The sequence below is a fragment of the Fusibacter ferrireducens genome (assembly GCF_015352425.1).
Taxonomy (GTDB): domain Bacteria; phylum Bacillota; class Clostridia; order Peptostreptococcales; family Acidaminobacteraceae; genus Fusibacter_A; species Fusibacter_A ferrireducens.
On sequence record NZ_JADKNH010000027.1, the window covers coordinates 1 to 19,574 of the forward strand.

Genomic DNA, 19,574 nt, shown 5'->3' on the forward strand with positions numbered 1-19,574 from the left:
CAATCCTTTAAATTATTATCTAAGATAAGTTGGAATATAAGTTGTAGAGCCGTATACGAGACCCGTACGTACGGTTCAATGAGAGGGAGATAATTCTTGCAGTTATCTTTCTACTCTATTATATATAGCAAAAAAAGGCTCATGTTCTAATTTGTGTTATAATGGAATGGATCAATTTATTAACAAGTTAAGAGGGGGTGTAGATGATATTTTTTTGTAAGCAACGCTTAAAAAAATACATAACAGTGATAAAAATATTTATGATCATAAGTCTAGCAATGAGTTTAAATGCATGTACAGACTATACTTCAGAGCATCATACGGTGAATTCAAATCCAATTAATAGTGTCAATATTGGATTTGTTGCTCAAAGCGATGATGGCAGACTTTATTTTCAAGATGGGAGAAACGAAAATAACATTACTCAATTAAGTGATTCAGGAGATCTCACTTTTGAGAATACTTACGGGATGTGCTTATTGCTCCATGATAAATACCTTTATTACAGGAATTTTGGTGAAGGCGCAGAACTTATGAGACTTGAAATTGAGCATCCAGAGCAAAGAGAAATTATTTCGGATATAAATACACTGCAGGCGGTCATTGTAGATCAGATGATCTACGCAAACGTTGTCGATATGGCATCTGATCAAAATGGTATGTACAGAATGCGTTTGGATGGTACCCAAAAGAAGAGACTGGTATCGGGTGGTATAAACTGCATGCAATATGAATCCGATTACATTTATTATGCTCTACAGCAGAGAGGACAATTGTTTAGAATCGATTTAAATGGTAAAAACAGAGCAGAAATTCTATGGCAAGAAACAGGAGAATATGTTGTAACAACACATTTCATAGTAAATAATGGCTGGATATATTTTAATAATTCAAATCGTGAAGGTGATGGAAAAGGATTTGGAGCGATAGATAGCTCTCAAAGCATATGTAGAATGCGTGTTGATGGCACTGAATTTGAGGAATTGGTGATGGGGAATGTTGCCAATATTTATTCGAATTCAGAAGAAGATTATTTACTGTATATATTTAAAGATAACTTGTATGCTCTGAATCTGAACACGAGAGCAACACGTCAAATTCTTAATGAAAGAATACATTGGGTCAATGTAATTGATGATGTTGTGTATGCATTGGACTGGCAGGCTGAGGAGAAAAACTCGGTAATATACATTATCGATATGGAAAATGGAGCAGTGACTGTATTGGGCGAGCGCGTGGATGAATAGAAAATTTATAGCACAAAAAAACAAAATAGCCTCAAAAATCGCAGTGATCTTTGTAGAAATACTTTGTATTTTTATTAAAACATAATGGGTATTTGAGGCTATAACGTAAGTATTAAAGGGCTTCGAGCATATCTTCAATTCTATCCAGGATATTGTTTAGAGTATCGATATTTAAATTTTCCTTTAGAATAAAATCATAAAAGTCCAATCCTTTTAGACGCTTGTTTAAGTTATCTACTTCAGAGGACGTTAAAATAACCACTGGAATTGATTTAAATTTGGATTCTTTGAGATCTTGAATTAAGTTTTCACCAGACATATCAGATAGTTCCATGCCTGTAAATATGACATCTATCTCATCATGAGCTAGTATTCTAAATAAATCGCTGCCCTTTTTTGTTTCAAAATAAGCGTGACCGCTTCTCAAGACTAAATCGTGGACAACGCGTCTGAAAAAATCACTGTATTCAAAATGAAGAATTCTCATAGCCACTCCTTTTACTATTGTAGATATACGAGTTGTTATAACAATATAATACCCGAAAAAAAGAAAAATAACAAACGAATGATCTAAAAATCATGCAAATCATAAAAATATTTCACAAATTTAATAAAATGTATTGACACACTGTTAAAACATTGTTATATTAGTCTTCAATATAGGAAACAGACGATGACGGAGAATATTAGAATGAACTTTTAAAGAGACCTGATGTTTGGTGTGAATCAGGAAAGGCAATTTTAATTCTCGCTCCCGAGTTTCATATCTGAATCAAGTAAGATATGACGTTACTCACGTTAAGAGATCAAAGTGACATAGACAATGTTTATGTAATTTGGGTGGTACCGCGCAGACAAAGACTGCGTCCCATTAGGGACGTAGTCTTTTTTTAATTTGAAAAAACAAAATATGGAGGAAATGGAAATGAAAAGGATAACTATTTTTGACACAACTTTAAGAGATGGTGAACAAGCGCCAGGTTTCACGATGAATTTATCTGAAAAAGTTAAAATAGCAAAACAATTGGAAAAGCTTGGTGTAGATGTTATAGAAGCTGGATTTGCCATTGCATCACCAGGGGATTTTAACGCTATAAGAGAAATTTCGAGAAATGTTGGAAATGTCAGTGTTGCCTCTCTTGCAAGAACGACTAAACTCGATATTGATAGAGCATGGGAAGCATTGCAGTTTGCCAAAAAACCAAGAATACACCTATTTATTGCCACTTCAGATGTCCATCTAAAATACAAATTAAAAATGACTAAGGATGAAGCTTTAAAATCAGCTGTAGAAGCAGTAAGATATGCCAAAAGATTCTTTGATGATATTGAGTTCTCTGCGGAAGATGCAGTGAGAAGCGATTTGGGATTTTTAACAGAGATATTCACAGCTGTGATTGCTGAAGGTGCAAAGACGATCAATATTCCCGATACAGTGGGTTATACAACACCGGATGAATACTACGCCTTTATCAAGACTTTAAAGAACCAAATTACAAACATTGAGAATGTAAACATATCGGTTCACTGTCACAATGATCTGGGGTTTGCCGTTGCGAATTCGTTAGCTGCAATCAATGCAGGCGCCACACAAATTGAATGTACAATAAATGGCATTGGCGAAAGAGCTGGCAATGCGGCGCTTGAAGAAATTGTTATGGCCATTGATACCCGTAAGGATTATTTTAATTGCTACACCAATGTGGATACAAAACAGATCATAAAAACAAGCAAATTGCTTCAGAATATAACAGGTGTTAAAGTTCAACCTAATAAAGCCATTGTAGGGGATAATGCATTTGCACATGAGGCAGGTATCCATCAACATGGCATGTTGCAAGAGCGCACAACATATGAGATTATGACGCCAGAATCGGTCGGTTTAGAAACGAGTAAAATTGTACTTGGCAAACATTCCGGGCGACATGCTTTTATAGATCGTGTTAAAGCATTAGGATATGTACTTGATTCTACAGAACTTGAAACTGCATATGGGGCATTTATTGATTTATGCGATAAGAAAAAAGAAGTTTACGATGCAGATATTGATGCAATTTTAAATAAGGAAACAACTCATATACCTGAAGTGGTTAAATTAGAAACTTTTATGATTCACTCTGGGAAACATATACCAGCGACGGCAACAATCTCTCTAGTCATTGATGGCAATGAACTGACAGAGGCTTCTGTGGGAGACGGTCCGGTAGATGCTTCATTTAAGGTGATTGAAAAATCGGTTAATAAGAAAATTAAATTGATTGACTATAAAATCAATGCTGTGTCGGAAGGCAAGGATGCCCTTGGAGAGGCAGTTGTGATTCTGAAAATCGACAATAAAAGCTATCGAGGACGCGGCATAAGCACAGATGTCATTGAAGCGAGTATCAATGCTTATATAGAAGCAGTTAATAAATCATATATAGAATTAAACTAGGAGGACGAAAAAAATGGGAATGACCATGACACAGAAAATTTTAGCGGCACATTGTCAAAAAACGCATTTAACAGCAGGAGAATTTGTACATGTTGATTTGGATATGGTGCTTGGGAATGACATCACAGCACCTGTGGCAATTGACAGTTATGACCAAATGGAAGTTAAACGTGTTTTTGACACCAATAAAATTGCACTTGTTCCAGACCACTTTACACCTAACAAAGATATTGAAACTGCAAATTTGGCGAAAAAAATGCGCCAATTTGCAAAAGATAATCAAATTGCAAATTATTTTGAAATTGGACAAATGGGTATTGAGCATGCTCTTTTACCTGAAAAGGGTTTAGTTGTGTCAGGTGACGTGGTTATTGGAGCCGATTCTCATACATGTACTTATGGCGCTTTAGGAGCTTTTTCAACAGGCATTGGGAGTACAGATATGGCAGTGGGTATGGCTACGGGTAAGTGCTGGTTTAAAGTGCCTACAGCTATTAAGGTTGTTCTTACAGGTGAACTTCAGGATTGGAGTAGTGGCAAAGATGTGATTTTACACTTAATTGGACTTATTGGTGTAGATGGTGCGAGATATCAATCTTTAGAATTTACTGGAGAGGGATTAAGCAGTCTTACCATGGATGACCGATTTACCATTGCCAATATGGCAATTGAAGCAGGTGCTAAAAACGGTATATTTGAAGTTGATGAAAGGACAATCGCCTATATTGAAGCACACAGTGAAAGAGCAGCAAAAGTTTACAGAGCGGATTCCGATGCTGAGTATGCTCAAGTCATTGAAATAAATCTAAGTGAAATCGAGCCAACCGTTGCTTTTCCACACCTTCCAGAAAATACAAAGACATTTAACGAAATTCCTGAAATTAATATTGATCAAGTTATTGTGGGCTCGTGTACAAACGGTAGGTTTGATGACTTAAAAGTGACTGCTGAAATATTAAAGGGTCATAAAGTGCATCCAAACGTGAGAATGATCATTATACCAGCCACTCAAAAAATATACTTGGATGCGGTAAAAGCGGGTTATGTAGAGATCTTTATCAATGCAGGAGCGGTTGTGAGTACGCCAACTTGTGGTCCGTGTTTGGGTGGACACATGGGTATTTTAGGCGCAAATGAAAGAGCTGTGGCGACAACAAATCGAAATTTTGTCGGTAGAATGGGTCATAAGAGTTCAGAGATATATCTTGCAAGTCCTGCAGTAGCCACTGTTTCCGCAATTGAAGGAAAACTTTCGTCGCCAAGATTATTTTATAAAGGAGAATAACCATGAAAATATTTAAATATGGAGATAATGTAGATACAGATGTAATTATACCAGCAAGGTACTTAAATATAACTGATCCAGCACATTTGGCAGAACATTGCATGGAAGATATAGATCAGAGTTTTTGTGAAAGGGTTATTGAAGGTGATGTCATTGTTGCAGGAGATAACTTTGGCTGTGGGTCTTCAAGGGAACACGCTGTTATTGCAATAAAGGCCTCTGGCGTCAGCTGCGTGATTGCAAAAAACTTTGCACGTATTTTCTTTAGAAATGCCTTAAATTTAGGACTTACAATCATTGAGTGTGAAGCTGCTGTAGATGCGCTGACAGAAGCAGATGAAATCGTAGTAGATGTTGAAAAAGGCGAAATTAAACGTGTAAGTGATCAAAAAGTGTTTAAGTTTCAACCGTATCCGCCATTCTTATTAAACATGATACAAAATGATGGACTGATCAACACAACGAAGAAGACCTTAAAACAGGAGGCTATTTAATTCATGGAATCTTACAAAATTGGTATTTTAAAAGGAGATGGCATTGGTCCGGAAATCGTTGACGAAGGTATTAAAGTCATCCAAAAGATAGCAGCACTCAATGCTTTTAAAGTAGATTTTATCGATGAAAAAATAGGTGGCGATGCGATAGATGCCTATGGTGTGCCGATAACAGATGAGACACTGAAAGTTTTAAGCACATGTGAGGCTATTTTGATGGGATCGGTTGGAGATCCAAAGTATGACCATATTGCCCCAGAACTTCGTCCAGAAAAGGCACTTTTGAAAATGCGCAAGACATTAGGACTGTTTGCAAATATAAGACCTGCGCGCCTCTATGAAGCTTTAAAAGAACATTCACCCCTCAAGTCTAGTATTTTAAGCGATGGACTCGACATTTGTGTTGTAAGAGAACTCAATGGAGGAATCTATTTTGGAGAACAAGTGGAAAGTGCAGATGGCCAATCTGCTTCCGACTTGATGGCCTATAGCGCACCTGAAGTTAAACGTATTGCAAAAATTGCTTTTGAGATGGCAATGACTCGAGATAAGAAAGTCACAAGCGTTGACAAAGCAAATGTACTTGCAAGTTCTAGACTTTGGCGGAAAACGGTAATTGAGGTGTCAAAAGATTTTCCAGAAGTGACTTTAGAGCATCTTTACGTGGACAATGCGGCAATGCAACTGATTATAAATCCAATGCAATTTGATGTGATCTTGACAAGCAATCTATTTGGTGATATTTTATCAGATGAAATGAGTGTGCTTACTGGTTCTATCGGACTTTTGCCAAGCGCATCTATAAATGAAAGCAAGCTTGGCTTATATGAACCCATACATGGTTCTGCACCAAGTATTGCAGGGCAAAATATAGCAAATCCTATTGCCACAATTTTATCGGTGGCGATGATGTTTCGCTATTCTTTAGGAAGACATGACTGTGCAGATCAAATTGAAAATGCCGTATTAAAAGTATTGAATAATGGGCATCGTACAATTGATTTGGCAGGCAAAGATCAAAAATCATTGAGTACATCAGAAATAGGAGATTTAATAGCGGAGGCTTTATGAATGCTTTTACCCTAGCTGTCATTGAAAATATCTCAAAAATTCCAAAAGGGCGTATTTCCACATATGGCAGAATTGCAGAATTATCAGGAAACCCCAGAGCCTCTAGACAGGTTTCGAGAATTCTCAGTACAATGAGCAGTCGATATCAACTCCCTTGGCATAGGGTCATCAACTCACAAGGTAGGATTTCCTTAAAACCCGGTATGGGATATGAAGAACAGAGGCGTCTCCTTGAGGACGAAGGCATAGAATTTGATTTGCAGGGCAAAATAGATTTAAAAAGGTATATTATTTAAAAAGATAAAAAGAGAGTCCAGAAAATAGTTTAAACTGTTTTCGAGACTCTCTTTCTTCTAAGTCCAGTTCGAAGAAGAATTCAAACTGTTCAGATTGAACAAAGGAATTGAACGTATAGATCTGTACTGCTGTCTAGTAGACTTTAGTGACTTGATATCCAATCTTATAAAACTCATCTATAATTTGTTGGATATGGTCGTGCCCATTTGTCTCCACTGTAACCTGAAGCTGAACATGCATAAAACGATCTAAATTCATAAATTGATTGTGATCTAGTTTGATAACATTAGCTTTTAAATCGGATAACACTTGCGAAATCTTAAGGAGTTGACCTGGTGTATCTGGTAATTCCACAGAGAAGCAAAAAATGCGACCACGGCTGGATAACCCTTTATTGATCATTGCGGAAACCGTGACGACATCAATATTACCCCCAGATAAGACACAGACAATTTTCTTATCTTTAACTCTAAAGTTTTTAAGCGCGGCAATGCTCAGTACGCCTGCGTTTTCAGCGACAATTTTATGTTTTTCAATCAATAGGAGAAAAGCCTCCATGATATCATAATCATTTACTGCAATAATGCCATCTACATATTGTTTAGCAATATCAAAAGTCAAATTGCCAACTTCTTTTACAGCGACGCCATCGGCAATGGTGTGTATATTTTCAAGTTTTACCACAGCTTCCTCATCCAATGAAGCTTTCATGGACATAGCGCCTTCTGGTTCCACACCAAAAACTTTACAGTTTGGATTAATGGTTTTAATCGCATAAGCTATACCAGCGATTAAACCGCCGCCGCCAACAGGAACGAGTACGTAATCTGCATCGGGGAGTTCGTTTAAAATTTCGACGCCGATGGTCCCTTGACCAGCAATGACGTCATAATCATTAAAAGGATGAATAAAGGTATATCCCATTTCCTTTTGAATTTCACAAGCTTTTTTATAAGCCTCGTCGTAACAGTCTCCGTGTAGAATGACCTCAGCACCATATGCTTTCGTCGCATTTACTTTGATGAGAGGCGTTGCAGTAGGCATGACAATTGTTGCTTTACAGCCTGCTATTTGAGCAGCCAGAGCAACCCCTTGGGCATGGTTTCCAGCAGAAGAGGCGACAGCGCCTTTATCAAGATTATCGCCGTTGAGTTGTGCGATTTTGTTGAAAGCCCCTCGGATTTTAAAAGATCCCGTCTTCTGTAAATTTTCAGGTTTGATGTAGATTTGGTTTGAAAATTCTTGACTAAAAATATCGCTGTAAATTAAATGTGTTTCATTTATGACCGGTTTTAATCGATCCGCAGCTTCTTTAATCATTGATTGGGATATTCCGTTTTGTGTGTTCATTTCATTACCTCCACAGATTTAGTTTTTAATTTCATTTTGCGGGTTAAAAAAAAAATCCCATCCTTATAATAAGGACGAGATTGACTCGCGGTACCACCTTAATTGCATACACCACTCTTCGGTTCTAATAAACCTAAGCCTTTAACGGGGCTAAACGTTATACCTTACTTGATTTCAGATATAAAGCTCAGGAGGGATATGAATTCTAAAGTTTTTACAACGGCTCTCAGCAATTCCGTTTCTCTGTAATAAAAAAGATTAGATCAAGTCTCCATCAATGCTTTTATAGATAAAATGCTATATTTCTGATTATATTATCAAAACGTAACGACTCTGTCAACAAAAATAAATACAAAACTCAGAGCCTTCCCCAAGTTGACTTTGTGCCTTAATGTTAAAGTCATGTGCCTCACATATTGCTTTCGTCACAGCAAGACCGATTCCAAGGCCTCCGGTCTTCCTATTTCTGGAACTGTCTGAGCGATAGAATCTTTCAAAGATGTAGGGCAAATCCTCTTTTGAAATACCGATGCCTTGATCCGATATGCAAAAGGTCGGTTGATTTTCTAAATTTGACAGGCTAACCTTTATATGGCTGTTATCAGGGGAGTATTTAATGGCATTAGTCAATAAGTTAACTAAAACTTGAATCATTCGGTCTTCATCGTATTCAAGTTGAAAGCGACTTGGAAGGACACTCTCTAAAGTAATATGACGGTCTTCTAGTAAGACTTCAAAACTTGAAATTACTTTGTTAATTGTATGCACGAAATCATGAGGTTGCTTTGTAAGCACCAATGAATTTTCAACCACAGATAATTCGTTGAGTTCATCAATGAGTCTTGTAAGCCTTAGAATTTCATCATTGCATTTGAGTAATTTTTCTTCACTAGGGAGCCAAACACCATCCACAAAGGCCTCAATGTGACTTCTGAGAATGGAAAGTGGATTTCTGAGCTCATGTGCTATGTCCGTAGTGAGCCGTTTTCTAAGTGCATCTTGAGCACTTAATTTGTCATTAAGTGCTGAGAGAGAATGATTCAGGGCGTCGATTTCTTGCAAATCGGTTTCAATATTATTAAAGTTATTGTATTTTTCGAGTTCAATTTGTTTTGTGTTTCCTATGAGAGTAGAAATAGGGGTCGTGATTTTTTTAGATTGGTAATTGGCATAGAAAACACTGAACAAAGCCGTTACAAGCAATGTGATGAAAAAGACGATGTTGAGAGCAAATATAAACTGACCTTCAATTGTAGAAGATACAATGTCAGGACGACGACCTATTTCCAGTCTGTAAATCAATTGACCGTTAGGCGAATTGACGTCATAGGCAGTAAAGTCTAACAAGGACACATCTATTTTGGGAAGCGTTGACATGGCATTGCCTTTGCCCATACCGCTCCCCATGCCATAGCCCTTGGTGGTTTCACTATCCATGATAAGGGCATTCGTACTCTTGCTGTAAAGTCTTAGATAAACACTGTTTGAAGAAGAAAGTGCGCGAAAATTCTGATTGGTAAGTGCATCTTCTGAGATGAGTGTTTCTATAGATTCTAAAATTTGTGAATTGTTTTCAATAACTTGCTTGCTCAAGTAATGACTAAAAAAATACTTTACAGATAAGTTGCCGACGATGGTCACAATTAAGAGTGTAGAAAATGCAATTATGAGGAAGTGATTTTTAAGATAGTTCTGATAATGTTTTTTAGGATTTGAATTAGGCATAGGACACCTCACGAGTCTTTTGAGATAAATTTATAACCAACACCATATACTGTTTTAACGTATCGCGGATCTTTAAGATCATCTTCGATTTTTTTGCGTATATTTTTAATGTGAGTATCAATGGTACGATCATAGCCAATATAATCATATCCCATTGTGATTTCAATGAGCTGTTCTCTTGTAAAAGTTCGATTTGGATTTTCTGCAAAGACCAATAGAATATCAAATTCAATTTTAGTCAAATAAACTTCCTCATCATCCTTCAAGACGGTATGAGCATTTTTATCTATAATGATTCGGTTATGGTCAAACGCAAGAGCATCATTTGAAGTCTGTTTGTAAACTCTTTTAGAGATGGATTTAATACGCATGATGAGTTCTCTTAAACTAAAAGGTTTCGTGATATAATCATCTGCTCCAAGAGCCAATCCGTTGATTTTATCTTCTAAACTCGATTTTGCAGTGAGCATAATGATGGGGACATCCGAAGTTTCACGGAAGAGGCGACACAATTCTTCACCATGCAAATCGGGTAGCATAAGATCCATGACAACAAACTCAAATGTATCTGTTTTGAATTTATTGAGTGCTTCTATACCTGTCATTGCGGTTGTTACCTCATAACCCTCTTTTAATAAATAATCTCTTGTGACTTCCAGTAAGTCTTTTTCATCTTCTATCAATAGTATTTTCATTAAAACGCACTCCCATAATTTATTGGATTATAACACTTCATGATAAAAGTAGCATGTAACACAGGTGCGCTACATGCTACTTTAGTTTTCTATGTAAAGATGAAACACGAGGTTTCATCCTTAATGTGCTTAGAATATGTTAATTATTTGTTTGTGTTCTACCAAAGCCCATACCATTGGATCTACCGTATCCGCCATTTCCAAGACCTGCTCCAGGTGTTAAACAATTTGCGTTGTTACCAAAGCCAGCGCCTTTGCCCAAACCATTGCCACCACCAAATCTCAATCCAGTGCCACTCATAATTCTGTCTGGATTAGATGGATCACAAGTTGCTTGATTATCTGTTATTCTGGTGATATAAGCATCAGCTTGTTCCCTAGTGTAAGTACCGTCAGTAACGCGTTCGTTGATAAGTGCAATCTTTTCTGCTAACATAGCTTCTTGATAAGCTTCTAAGACGCCATTGTCTTGTGCAATTTGACCATAAGTGATACCGGTAGAGTGTAATTCAACGACTTGCGCCTCTGTCATACCGGTTAAGTCTGTGATGATTTCCGATGGTGTCGCTGCAAAGATAATGCCTGCTGTAAGCAGTAACATTAAACCTGTTAAAAAAACTGTTTTTAATTTCATAAGATGACCTCCTTTAGATTTGTCTCTATCTTACTGCTCAAATGTGGAGAACTTATGAAGATCATGTAGAGATTTAGAATTCAATTTCTTCACATAGGACATCGGGATCTTTTTTTGTGTAAACACGTTCTGAATGTTTCATGATCACTTTGATGTTGTCTAATATGAGGTCAACGGATTGATCTAGTATAGCGAGGTCTTCTTTATTGATATTGTAGTAAAGATATAAATCTTCAAACAAGCGCACTAATTTACTGAGATGATTATCAATGGTTATAAATTGTTCGAAATTAGATGAATACATTGCGTTTCGAAATTGTTCGATATCCACTTTGATGCAATCGACGATATCTTCTTCATCTTTATAAAAACCAATACTTAAAAAGTAAGGTTTAACACGTTCAAGCAAATAAGTATTGTCTTCATTTAAATGATAGGCATATGTTATTTTATGTCCATTGATATCAAACTTAACCAAAAACATGATGCCTTGAATATCTATAACGTGTCCGCCAAGATTTTTAATTTCATCTTTACATATTTCATGTCTTATTAATCGGGATGACATTATAGCCATAGTCTACCTCCTCATTCTGCTAACACAAGTATAACATATTTAAAATTAATGTTCATAATATTTAGAATGAAATTTGCTGTTTTAGGTTAAAATTAAAGTGAATATCATATATAATTCATAGATACACATCTACTAAAACTTTTATGAAGGAAGAGGACAAATGAAAATATTATTTATGACACTCAATTCAAAATATATACATTCCAATCTTGCTATCCATTCCATAAGCAAATATGTTAAATATCACTCCAAATGTTTTGATGGACAAGAAAATCAAATGATTATTAGGGAATACACCATAAATCAGTCACAAGACGACATATTGAGAGAAATCGTAGAAATAGATGCAGATGTGATTGTGTGCTCAGCATATATTTGGAATATTGAATCGCTAGTTATATTATTCTCAAATTATAGAAAGCTTAACCAAAAATCATACATCATTTTTGGCGGGCCAGAAGTTTCTTATGATGCTGAAAATAAGCTGAAGTGTCACTTGTTTATAGATTTGATTGTAATGGGAGAAGGAGAGAGCACTGTAAAAACCGTTATAGAATTAATAGAGGCAAATTTACAAGAGGCAGATGGGATCAATCGGTTAACAGAAGCGTTTGAAAATTTACCAGGTATTGCTTACCGGGTTGAAGACAACATAGCAGTCAATTCTAAGTGTAATCCAATTGAGTGTTTGGATGAGATTCCTTTTGTTTACGATGACTTTGAACCTTTTGAAAACAGGATTTTATATTATGAGAGTTCACGGGGCTGTCCTTATGGCTGTAGTTATTGTTTATCTGCAGCGGAAAAGGGTGTGCGTTTCTATTCTCTAGAACGCGTTTTCAAGGACTTGGATGTTTTTTTAAGGGCAAATGTGCCGCAAGTTAAATTCGTAGATCGAACATTCAATGTAGATAAAAGACATGCGCTTTCAATTTTGGGATATCTGATAGAAAATGATAATGGTATAACGAATTTTCACTTTGAAATGACTGCTACTCTCTTTGACAAAGACTATTTTGATTTGCTCTCGCAAGCAAGAGAGGGATTATTTCAATTTGAAATTGGTGTGCAAAGCACTTATGATGCGACTATGATTGCCATTAATAGACCCATTGAGTTCGAAAAACTTAAAATAAATTGTATGAAGTTACTTAAAATGGGTAATATTCATATACACTTAGATCTTATAGCGGGTTTGCCTTATGAAGGGTATGAGCGATTCCTGAAATCGTTTGATGATGTATTTGAAATGAGACCTCATGCGCTGCAACTCGGGTTTCTAAAAATTTTAAAGGGTACTCCAATTATGACCACACAAGAAATACATGGCTATGAATTTAGAGAACAAGCGCCTTATGAGGTGCTATACAATCGATATATTCAGTTTGAGGCACTCACTAAACTTAAAAATCTTGAGGCAGTGCTTGAGTATTATTATAATTCGGGTAGATTTAAACATTCTATTGAATATCTTTTAAAAATCGAAAACAAAGTGCCCTCTGAATTCTTTCTTAAACTATGTGATTATTTTAGAAAAAACAATTTGATGTATGTGTCGCATTCAACGGCAAAACTGTATGATATACTGTATGAATTCTATCTAGAAAATTATGATCATTCGGCACTTTTCAATGATCTTTTGAAGTTTGATTACTACTATGCTCATATGAAGGGTGTAAGACCATTTTTTATTATGACTGAAGTACCACAATTTAATATCAGACGTTTATACTATTTAAAAACATTAGAAAATCAAGTGCTAATAAATCCTTTTTATGTGGGCATGCAATCCAAGCAAATTCTCAAAACGGTGGAATTTATTACGCTTAATTATGATATAATATCTTTAATTCAGAGCCAGTATGAATCTGTAGAGACAAGGTTAAATATCGTTCTGTTTGATTACAAACGGCCTGAACATGCAATTGAACCCTCAACTTACTTTAGAGTTGAGCTTCCTGAAATCAGCAAGTAATTTGACAATAAAAGAAAAGAAGAAGGTGACAAATGAAGCGCATTATGATTCATCATAATATCAAGAAGGACTCAATGACGGTTAAAGGACACTTGATTAAACTTCTTGAATCGCAGAATCGAGAAATTGTAACAGAAAATCCAGATGTTATTTTTGTGATCGGCGGCGATGGGACCATGCTCAGTGCCATCAGAAAATATCGAGATCTGAAAGCCCCCTTTGTAGGCATTGATACAGGCACTTTGGGTTTTTTAACGACGATTATGCCAAACCATCTTGAAAAGATATTTGACGTTTTAGATCGTAAAAATTATAGGATTATAACTTATCCCCTCTTAATGGTTAATACCAAAACACTCAGTGGGGAAGTCTATACGGATTATGCTTTTAATGAAATTTTGATTAAGCATGTGGAACCTAAACTCATGGAAGCGAAAGTTTATCTCAATAGTAGACCCTTTAACTACTTCACTGGGGATGGGTTGATCCTTTCCACGCCAATAGGTGCAACAGGTTACGCGATCTGGGCAGGCGGTGCAGTGATCCATAGCGACATTCCTGTGTTTCAAATTACGCCGTTGACACCGAATGACAACAGCGTCAACAGGCCTATGAAGTCAACTATGATTGTTCCCAATGACACTTACGTGGATATTAAAATCATAAAAGCGCATAAGCGCAAAGTTATTGTCGCGTGTGATGGCAATAAATTGTCCAATGAATATATAGAAGATATTCATGTGAAGGTGGCTGACGAGTTTGATATTAAAGTGATTCGATCTGATGAGTTCGATTATTTTGATTTATTCAAAAGAAAAATTATTGATAAAAATATCCGACGCGTACTTGAATAATTTAGTGAGGTAAAAATGCATATAATAGAAACATATTTAAAGAAATTTTTAGATGAGGTTGTCTTTATTGAATTAAAGGCAGAAAAAAAGATTAAACTGAGAACAATAGAACTAAATCCTTCAATACCAATTCCCGTGTGTATAGACAATTTAGCTGAAACAATAAAGGAAAATAATATTGAAATTATACCACCTTTGGCCATTATAAAAGGTTTGATCTATGTACTTGGTGCAGAACCTGAATTTAAGCATGTGGCATACTATGTTGACTTGATAAAGGATATTGACATAGAAATGCCGCTTAAAATATTAAATGATGCGCTCAATTTTGCATCTTTAAAAGAGTATTATAGGGCTATATTATATTTGAATGCCTGTTTAAAAATTGATTCTGATAATTTAGACACACTTTATAATTTGGGCAGATGTTATCATGATTTGTATCAAGAGACCACTGAATCTGAATATGAAGAACAATCTGCCGCATACTTTAAAAAGACCGTTGAAATTGACCCCACCTTTGGTCTAGGGTATTATCAATTAGGGATTTTTTTCTACAATAGAGAGAATTTTAAACAAGCTGAAAAGTTATGGGTGAAAGCCTTGTCGTTCGAACTTGATCAGGATGTTAAAGAAGAAATTGTAACTTTTTTAGGAAAGTGTAGGGATCGATCAACTTATGAAACCGGTTATGAACTTGTTTTGAATGGTAGAATTGACGAAGGCTTAGAATTGCTGAAGAGTATTGAAGAAGAACATGGTGACTGGTGGAATCTGAATTTCTTCATTGGACTAGCTTATCGATTTCAAGAGGAGCATGAAACCGCACTTAAATACTTTTTAAAAGTTTTAACTTTAAATACCGGCCATATTCAGACTATGAATGAAATTGGTATCTGCCTTTTAAGTCTGGGAGACTATGATGAAGCTCTTAAATACTATAAGGAGGCATTGCGCTTAGATCCCTTAAATGCAGAGATCATTTGCAATAGAGGTATTGTCTTTTTGAATAAGGGTGATATTGAAGAGGCAAGGCGTCAGTTTGAGCGCGCATTTGAACTCAATCCAGAGGATGAAGTCATTCAAATGTGGCATGCCCACATAAAAACAGTTCATTAACTCAATATCAATAAATCGATATAAAATGTCAATCTGTAAATGAAATCTGTTGAATCAACTGTTATAGCAGTCAATTCAGCAGATTTTTTTATTGTACAAAGAACAGTAGAGGTATTTGAATTTACAAAAACTATTGAAGGCTTCAAAAAAATATAGTAAAATGAATGTGAAGTTATTAAAAAAGTTGAACGATTAAAAAAAACATATAAAGGTGAGATGTATATGATTAAAAGTGTAAAGGATCTACTGGCAGTTGCTAAGCAAGGAAAGTCCATGAGACTAGTAGTTGCAGCAGCTCAAGATGAAGATGTTCTAAGTGCAGTATGTAAAGCTGCAAAAGAGGCCATCATTACACCCATTTTAGTAGGCGATGCAGAAGAAATTAGGCAGATTGCGGAGACACACCATTTAGATGTATCTGATTATGAAATTATTCAAGTGGAGGATTTAAAAGAAACTGCAAAGGTGGCTGTAAAATTAGTATCTGATGGCAAAGCTGATTTTCTGATGAAAGGTTTAATTGATACGTCTATTTTGTTAAAAGCAGTTTTAGACAAAGAGATTGGCCTAAGAACAGATAGCTTGCTGAGTCATGTGATGATTTATGAGCCAACTCATTATCACAAACTATTATTTTTGACGGATGGAGGCATGAATATTGAGCCATCATACGAAGAAAAGGTTAAAATCACTCAAAATGCAATAACGGTTTGCAAGGCAATGGGGATTGAAACGGTTAAGGTAGCTGGAATTGCAGCTAAAGAAAAAGTGAATGAAAAGATGCTTGCAACGGTAGATGCTCGAAAATTGCAAGAACTTTCGAAAACAGGACATTTTGGAAATGATGTCATTATAGAAGGGCCACTGGCGCTTGATTTGGCTGTCTCTAAGGAAGCTGCGATTACAAAACGCTTTGAGAGTGAAATTGCAGGAGATGTAGATGTCTTACTTGTGCCAACAATAGAGGTTGGGAATGGTATCGGTAAAACGTTGACCTATTTAGCAGGTGCAGATTCAGCTGGTATTATCATGGGGGCGAAAGTACCCATTGTTTTGGTGTCAAGAGCGGATAGCTACGAGGCAAAATTAAATTCGATTGCACTTGGTAGTGTAATTGCATCTTATAAAGGTTAAATGAGTAATTGTTGAGATAAGGAGAGTTAAATATGAAGCATTTAATGACAGGGAATGAAGCGGTAGCACGAGGCGCATACGAGGCTGGCGTCACATTTGCAAGTGCATATCCTGGCACACCGAGTACAGAAATTTTAGAGAATATGGCACAATACAAAGAGGATCTTATTGCTGAATGGGCTCCAAATGAAAAAGTAGCACTTGAAACTGTTATTGGCGCCTCAATGGCTGGGGCAAGAACTCTAGCTGCCATGAAACATGTTGGTGTCAATGTGGCTGCGGACCCGTTATTTACAATTGGCTACACTGGTATTACAGGTGGTTTAGTGTTGGTATCTGCAGATGATCCTGGTTGCCACTCTTCACAAAATGAACAAGATAATCGCTATTATGCGAAGTTTGCGAAAATTGCGTGCATCGAACCAAGTGATTCTCAAGAGTCTAAAGATTATCTAAAAGCGGCTTTTGATGTCTCTGAGAAGTATGATGTGCCAGTGCTTTTTAGAATGACTACAAGAGTTTGTCATTCAAAGGGACTGGTAACTTTTGAAGACAGAAAAGATGTTCCGATAATACCTTATGTGAAAAAACCGACCAAGTTTATTTCTGCACCTGCAAATGCAAAAATGTTACACCCAGTTGTTGAAGCAAAACTTGTTGAATTAGAGAAGTTTTCAAACGAGACCCCTCTTAATCGAATTGAATGGGGCAATAAAAAAATTGGCATTATCACATCTGGTGTTGCATATACTTATGCAAAAGAAGTTTTTGGGAGTGAAGCTTCGTACTTAAAACTCGGTTTTACATTTCCTTTGCCAATGGACAAAATTCGCGCATTTGCAAAAGAAGTCGAAGTATTATATGTCGTTGAAGAATTAGAGCCTTTTATTGAAGAACAAATGAAGGTAGCGGGTATTCCATGTATAGGTAAAGATTTGATTCCGCGTATTGGAGAGCTCAATCCTGATATCATCGCTAAAGCACTGTTGGGTAAAGAGCTTGAAACGATTAAAGCAAATCCTGAGATGATCGTCAGTAGACCGCCAACACTTTGTGCAGGTTGTCCTCATAGAGGTTTCTTCTACACATTAAGTAAAAAGAAAAATGTCGTTATCACAGGAGATATTGGCTGTTACACACTTGGATCAGCAGAGCCTTTAAATGCAACGGATTCTGTAATATGCATGGGTGCATCTATTTCAATGGGACATGGTGCAGCTCAGGCGTTCAAGAAAAATAATGTAGATAAGAAAGTGGTTGGCGTAATAGGAGATTCAACATTTTTCCATACGGGCATTAACTCGTTAATTACAGTTGCTTATAATGGTGGGAATACAGTGAGTGTTATCTTGGATAATCGTATTACAGGCATGACAGGTCATCAAGAAAATCCGGGAAGTGGCTATACATTACAGGGTGATCCTGCAAATGTGATCAATATTCCAGATTTAGTTAAAGCCATAGGCATTGAACACATTGTTACAGTAAATCCACTTAAATTGGATGAAATGGATAAGGCGATTGAAGATGCCTTTGCGTTCGAGGGACCTTCTGTGATCATTACAAGGTGGCCATGTGCGCTTAAAAACTTCTCGCCAGAAGATATTAAAGAATTTGATCTCAAGAAAAAATTATGTCGAGTGGTTGAGGACAAGTGTAGAGGGTGCAAAATATGTACAAAGACTGGATGCCCTGCCATTAGCTTTGATCCAACGATTAAGAAAGCGAAAATCAATAAATATATGTGTGTAGGCTGCGAAGTCTGTTTACAAGCATGTCCATTTGATGCAATTGAAAGGGTTGGTGAATAATCATGGCAGAAGTTAAAAATATATTGTTGTGTGGTGTAGGTGGTCAAGGGATCATTTTGGCTTCAAAAATATTGGCAAACGGATTAATTAATGCAGGATATGATGTCAAAATGAGTGAAGTACATGGCATGGCTCAAAGAGGTGGCAGCGTTACAACACAAGTCAGATTTGGAGAAAAAGTCCATTCGCCTATTATTGGCAAGGGGCAAGCAGATATACTCGTATCATTTGAAACGATGGAGACATCCAAATGGCTCGACTATGTTAAACCGCAGGGACAAGTTGTTATGAATGATTATGAAATACCTTCTGCACCAATTTTATCAGGCGCTGCCACGTATCCTACAGGTATAATAGAAGATATCAGTCAAAAAATTCATACGACTGTACTTAAGGGATCTGAATTAGCCAGTCAAATAGGCAACATCAAAACGATGAATGTCATAATCGTCGGAGCCTTGGTAAAGGCAATGGGGCTTGATGCGAGCATTGATTGGGATAAGGTTATTAAGGCAAATGTAAAGGAAAAATTCGTAGATATCAATATAAAAGCATTTAAACTTGGTATGGATCAAGTTAAATAGACACTTATTACTAATGAAATGAGTCCCACTGAATCTAGTATTTGGTGGGACTTTAATTAAACAACAAGATTTGAGCCAAAAGCTGTGCTGAGGGGTGTTCAACCTCAAACAGCGTCAGCGAAAATCGTTTTGGGGTATTGAGCGATGCCCCAAATGTTGTTATATGCAACAAGATTTGAGCCAAAAGCTGTGCTGAGGGGTGTTCAACCTCAAACAGCGTCAGCGAAAATCGTTTTGGGGTATTGAGCGATGCCCCAAATGTTGTTATATGCAACAAGATTTGAGCCA

Annotated in this window: 19 protein-coding genes and 2 other annotated features; of the genes, 12 read left to right on the top strand and 7 right to left on the bottom strand. The window is 36.5% G+C overall.

Features of this window, described 5'->3' with window-relative positions:
* The first annotated feature begins 203 nt into the window (after positions 1-203).
* Entirely contained in the window at positions 204-1,247 is a 1,044-nt protein-coding gene (locus ISU02_RS23110; RefSeq protein WP_194704232.1) for a DUF5050 domain-containing protein, read from the top strand.
* A gap of 112 nt (positions 1,248-1,359) precedes the next feature.
* On the opposite strand, the gene ISU02_RS23115 is transcribed toward ISU02_RS23110, so the two are convergent.
* Complete coding sequence (locus ISU02_RS23115) at positions 1,360-1,734, bottom strand: response regulator (protein ID WP_194704233.1); 375 nt, start codon at positions 1,732-1,734, stop codon at positions 1,360-1,362.
* Between the two features lie 177 nt (positions 1,735-1,911).
* Positions 1,912-2,121 (top strand) — a binding site (T-box leader).
* Between the two features lie 36 nt (positions 2,122-2,157).
* Here ISU02_RS23115 and ISU02_RS23120 point away from each other — a divergent pair.
* From ISU02_RS23120 to ISU02_RS23140, 5 genes are read left to right on the top strand one after another with little or no spacing between them, the layout of a single operon-like run.
* On the top strand, positions 2,158-3,681 hold the full coding sequence (locus tag ISU02_RS23120; RefSeq protein ID WP_194704249.1) for a 2-isopropylmalate synthase: 1,524 nt from the start codon (positions 2,158-2,160) through the stop codon (positions 3,679-3,681).
* Positions 3,682-3,694: 13 nt separating this feature from the next.
* Positions 3,695-4,966 carry a 3-isopropylmalate dehydratase large subunit gene (leuC, locus tag ISU02_RS23125; RefSeq protein ID WP_194704234.1) on the top strand — a complete coding sequence of 424 codons (1,272 nt, stop codon included), beginning with the start codon at positions 3,695-3,697 and terminating at the stop codon, positions 4,964-4,966.
* 2 nt (positions 4,967-4,968) lie between these two features.
* The gene (locus tag ISU02_RS23130) at positions 4,969-5,460 is read left to right on the top strand and encodes a 3-isopropylmalate dehydratase small subunit (protein ID WP_194704235.1); all 492 of its coding nucleotides are present in this window, start codon (positions 4,969-4,971) and stop codon (positions 5,458-5,460) included.
* A 3-nt stretch (positions 5,461-5,463) separates the two neighbouring features.
* Positions 5,464-6,531: a 3-isopropylmalate dehydrogenase gene (gene leuB, locus ISU02_RS23135; RefSeq protein ID WP_194704236.1), complete on the top strand. Its 1,068-nt coding sequence runs from the start codon at positions 5,464-5,466 to the stop codon at positions 6,529-6,531.
* Entirely contained in the window at positions 6,528-6,827 is a 300-nt protein-coding gene (locus tag ISU02_RS23140) for an MGMT family protein (protein ID WP_194704237.1), read from the top strand. The genes leuB and ISU02_RS23140 overlap by 4 nt, the downstream gene beginning before the upstream one ends.
* Positions 6,828-6,960: 133 nt before the next feature.
* Here ISU02_RS23140 and ilvA read toward each other — a convergent pair whose 3' ends face one another.
* The 5 genes from ilvA to ISU02_RS23165 form a co-directional block, all read right to left on the bottom strand.
* Positions 6,961-8,178 carry a threonine ammonia-lyase gene (gene ilvA, locus ISU02_RS23145; protein WP_207736519.1) on the bottom strand — a complete coding sequence of 406 codons (1,218 nt, stop codon included), beginning with the start codon at positions 8,176-8,178 and terminating at the stop codon, positions 6,961-6,963.
* 67 nt (positions 8,179-8,245) lie between these two features.
* Positions 8,246-8,465, bottom strand: a binding site (T-box leader).
* A 49-nt stretch (positions 8,466-8,514) separates the two neighbouring features.
* Positions 8,515-9,903, bottom strand: coding sequence for a sensor histidine kinase (locus ISU02_RS23150; protein ID WP_194704238.1), 1,389 nt, complete (start codon positions 9,901-9,903; stop codon positions 8,515-8,517).
* Positions 9,904-9,911: 8 nt separating this feature from the next.
* Entirely contained in the window at positions 9,912-10,598 is a 687-nt protein-coding gene (locus ISU02_RS23155) for a response regulator transcription factor (RefSeq protein ID WP_194704239.1), read from the bottom strand.
* Positions 10,599-10,737: 139 nt separating this feature from the next.
* A complete protein-coding gene (locus ISU02_RS23160; protein WP_194704240.1) occupies positions 10,738-11,232 on the bottom strand; it encodes a hypothetical protein in 495 nt (164 codons plus the stop codon).
* Between the two features lie 73 nt (positions 11,233-11,305).
* A complete protein-coding gene (locus tag ISU02_RS23165; RefSeq protein WP_194704241.1) occupies positions 11,306-11,809 on the bottom strand; it encodes a hypothetical protein in 504 nt (167 codons plus the stop codon).
* A gap of 160 nt (positions 11,810-11,969) precedes the next feature.
* On the opposite strand from ISU02_RS23165, the gene ISU02_RS23170 reads away from it, so the two are divergent.
* The 6 genes from ISU02_RS23170 (at position 11,970) to ISU02_RS23195 (ending at position 19,286) form a co-directional block, all read left to right on the top strand.
* Positions 11,970-13,784, top strand: a complete 1,815-nt coding sequence (locus tag ISU02_RS23170) for a B12-binding domain-containing radical SAM protein (protein WP_194704242.1) — start codon at positions 11,970-11,972, stop codon at positions 13,782-13,784.
* Positions 13,785-13,816: 32 nt separating this feature from the next.
* A complete protein-coding gene (locus ISU02_RS23175) occupies positions 13,817-14,638 on the top strand; it encodes an NAD(+)/NADH kinase (protein ID WP_194704243.1) in 822 nt (273 codons plus the stop codon).
* A 15-nt stretch (positions 14,639-14,653) separates the two neighbouring features.
* A complete protein-coding gene (locus ISU02_RS23180) occupies positions 14,654-15,757 on the top strand; it encodes a tetratricopeptide repeat protein (RefSeq protein WP_194704244.1) in 1,104 nt (367 codons plus the stop codon).
* Positions 15,758-15,979: 222 nt separating this feature from the next.
* A complete protein-coding gene (locus ISU02_RS23185) occupies positions 15,980-16,891 on the top strand; it encodes a bifunctional enoyl-CoA hydratase/phosphate acetyltransferase (RefSeq protein WP_194704245.1) in 912 nt (303 codons plus the stop codon).
* A gap of 32 nt (positions 16,892-16,923) precedes the next feature.
* Positions 16,924-18,702, top strand: coding sequence for an indolepyruvate ferredoxin oxidoreductase subunit alpha (gene iorA / locus ISU02_RS23190; protein ID WP_194704246.1), 1,779 nt, complete (start codon positions 16,924-16,926; stop codon positions 18,700-18,702).
* Between the two features lie 2 nt (positions 18,703-18,704).
* Positions 18,705-19,286 carry an indolepyruvate oxidoreductase subunit beta gene (locus tag ISU02_RS23195; RefSeq protein WP_194704247.1) on the top strand — a complete coding sequence of 194 codons (582 nt, stop codon included), beginning with the start codon at positions 18,705-18,707 and terminating at the stop codon, positions 19,284-19,286.
* A gap of 52 nt (positions 19,287-19,338) precedes the next feature.
* Here ISU02_RS23195 and ISU02_RS23200 read toward each other — a convergent pair.
* A partial coding sequence (locus ISU02_RS23200; RefSeq protein ID WP_194704248.1) for a hypothetical protein occupies positions 19,339-19,574 on the bottom strand: 236 nt, incomplete at its 5' end.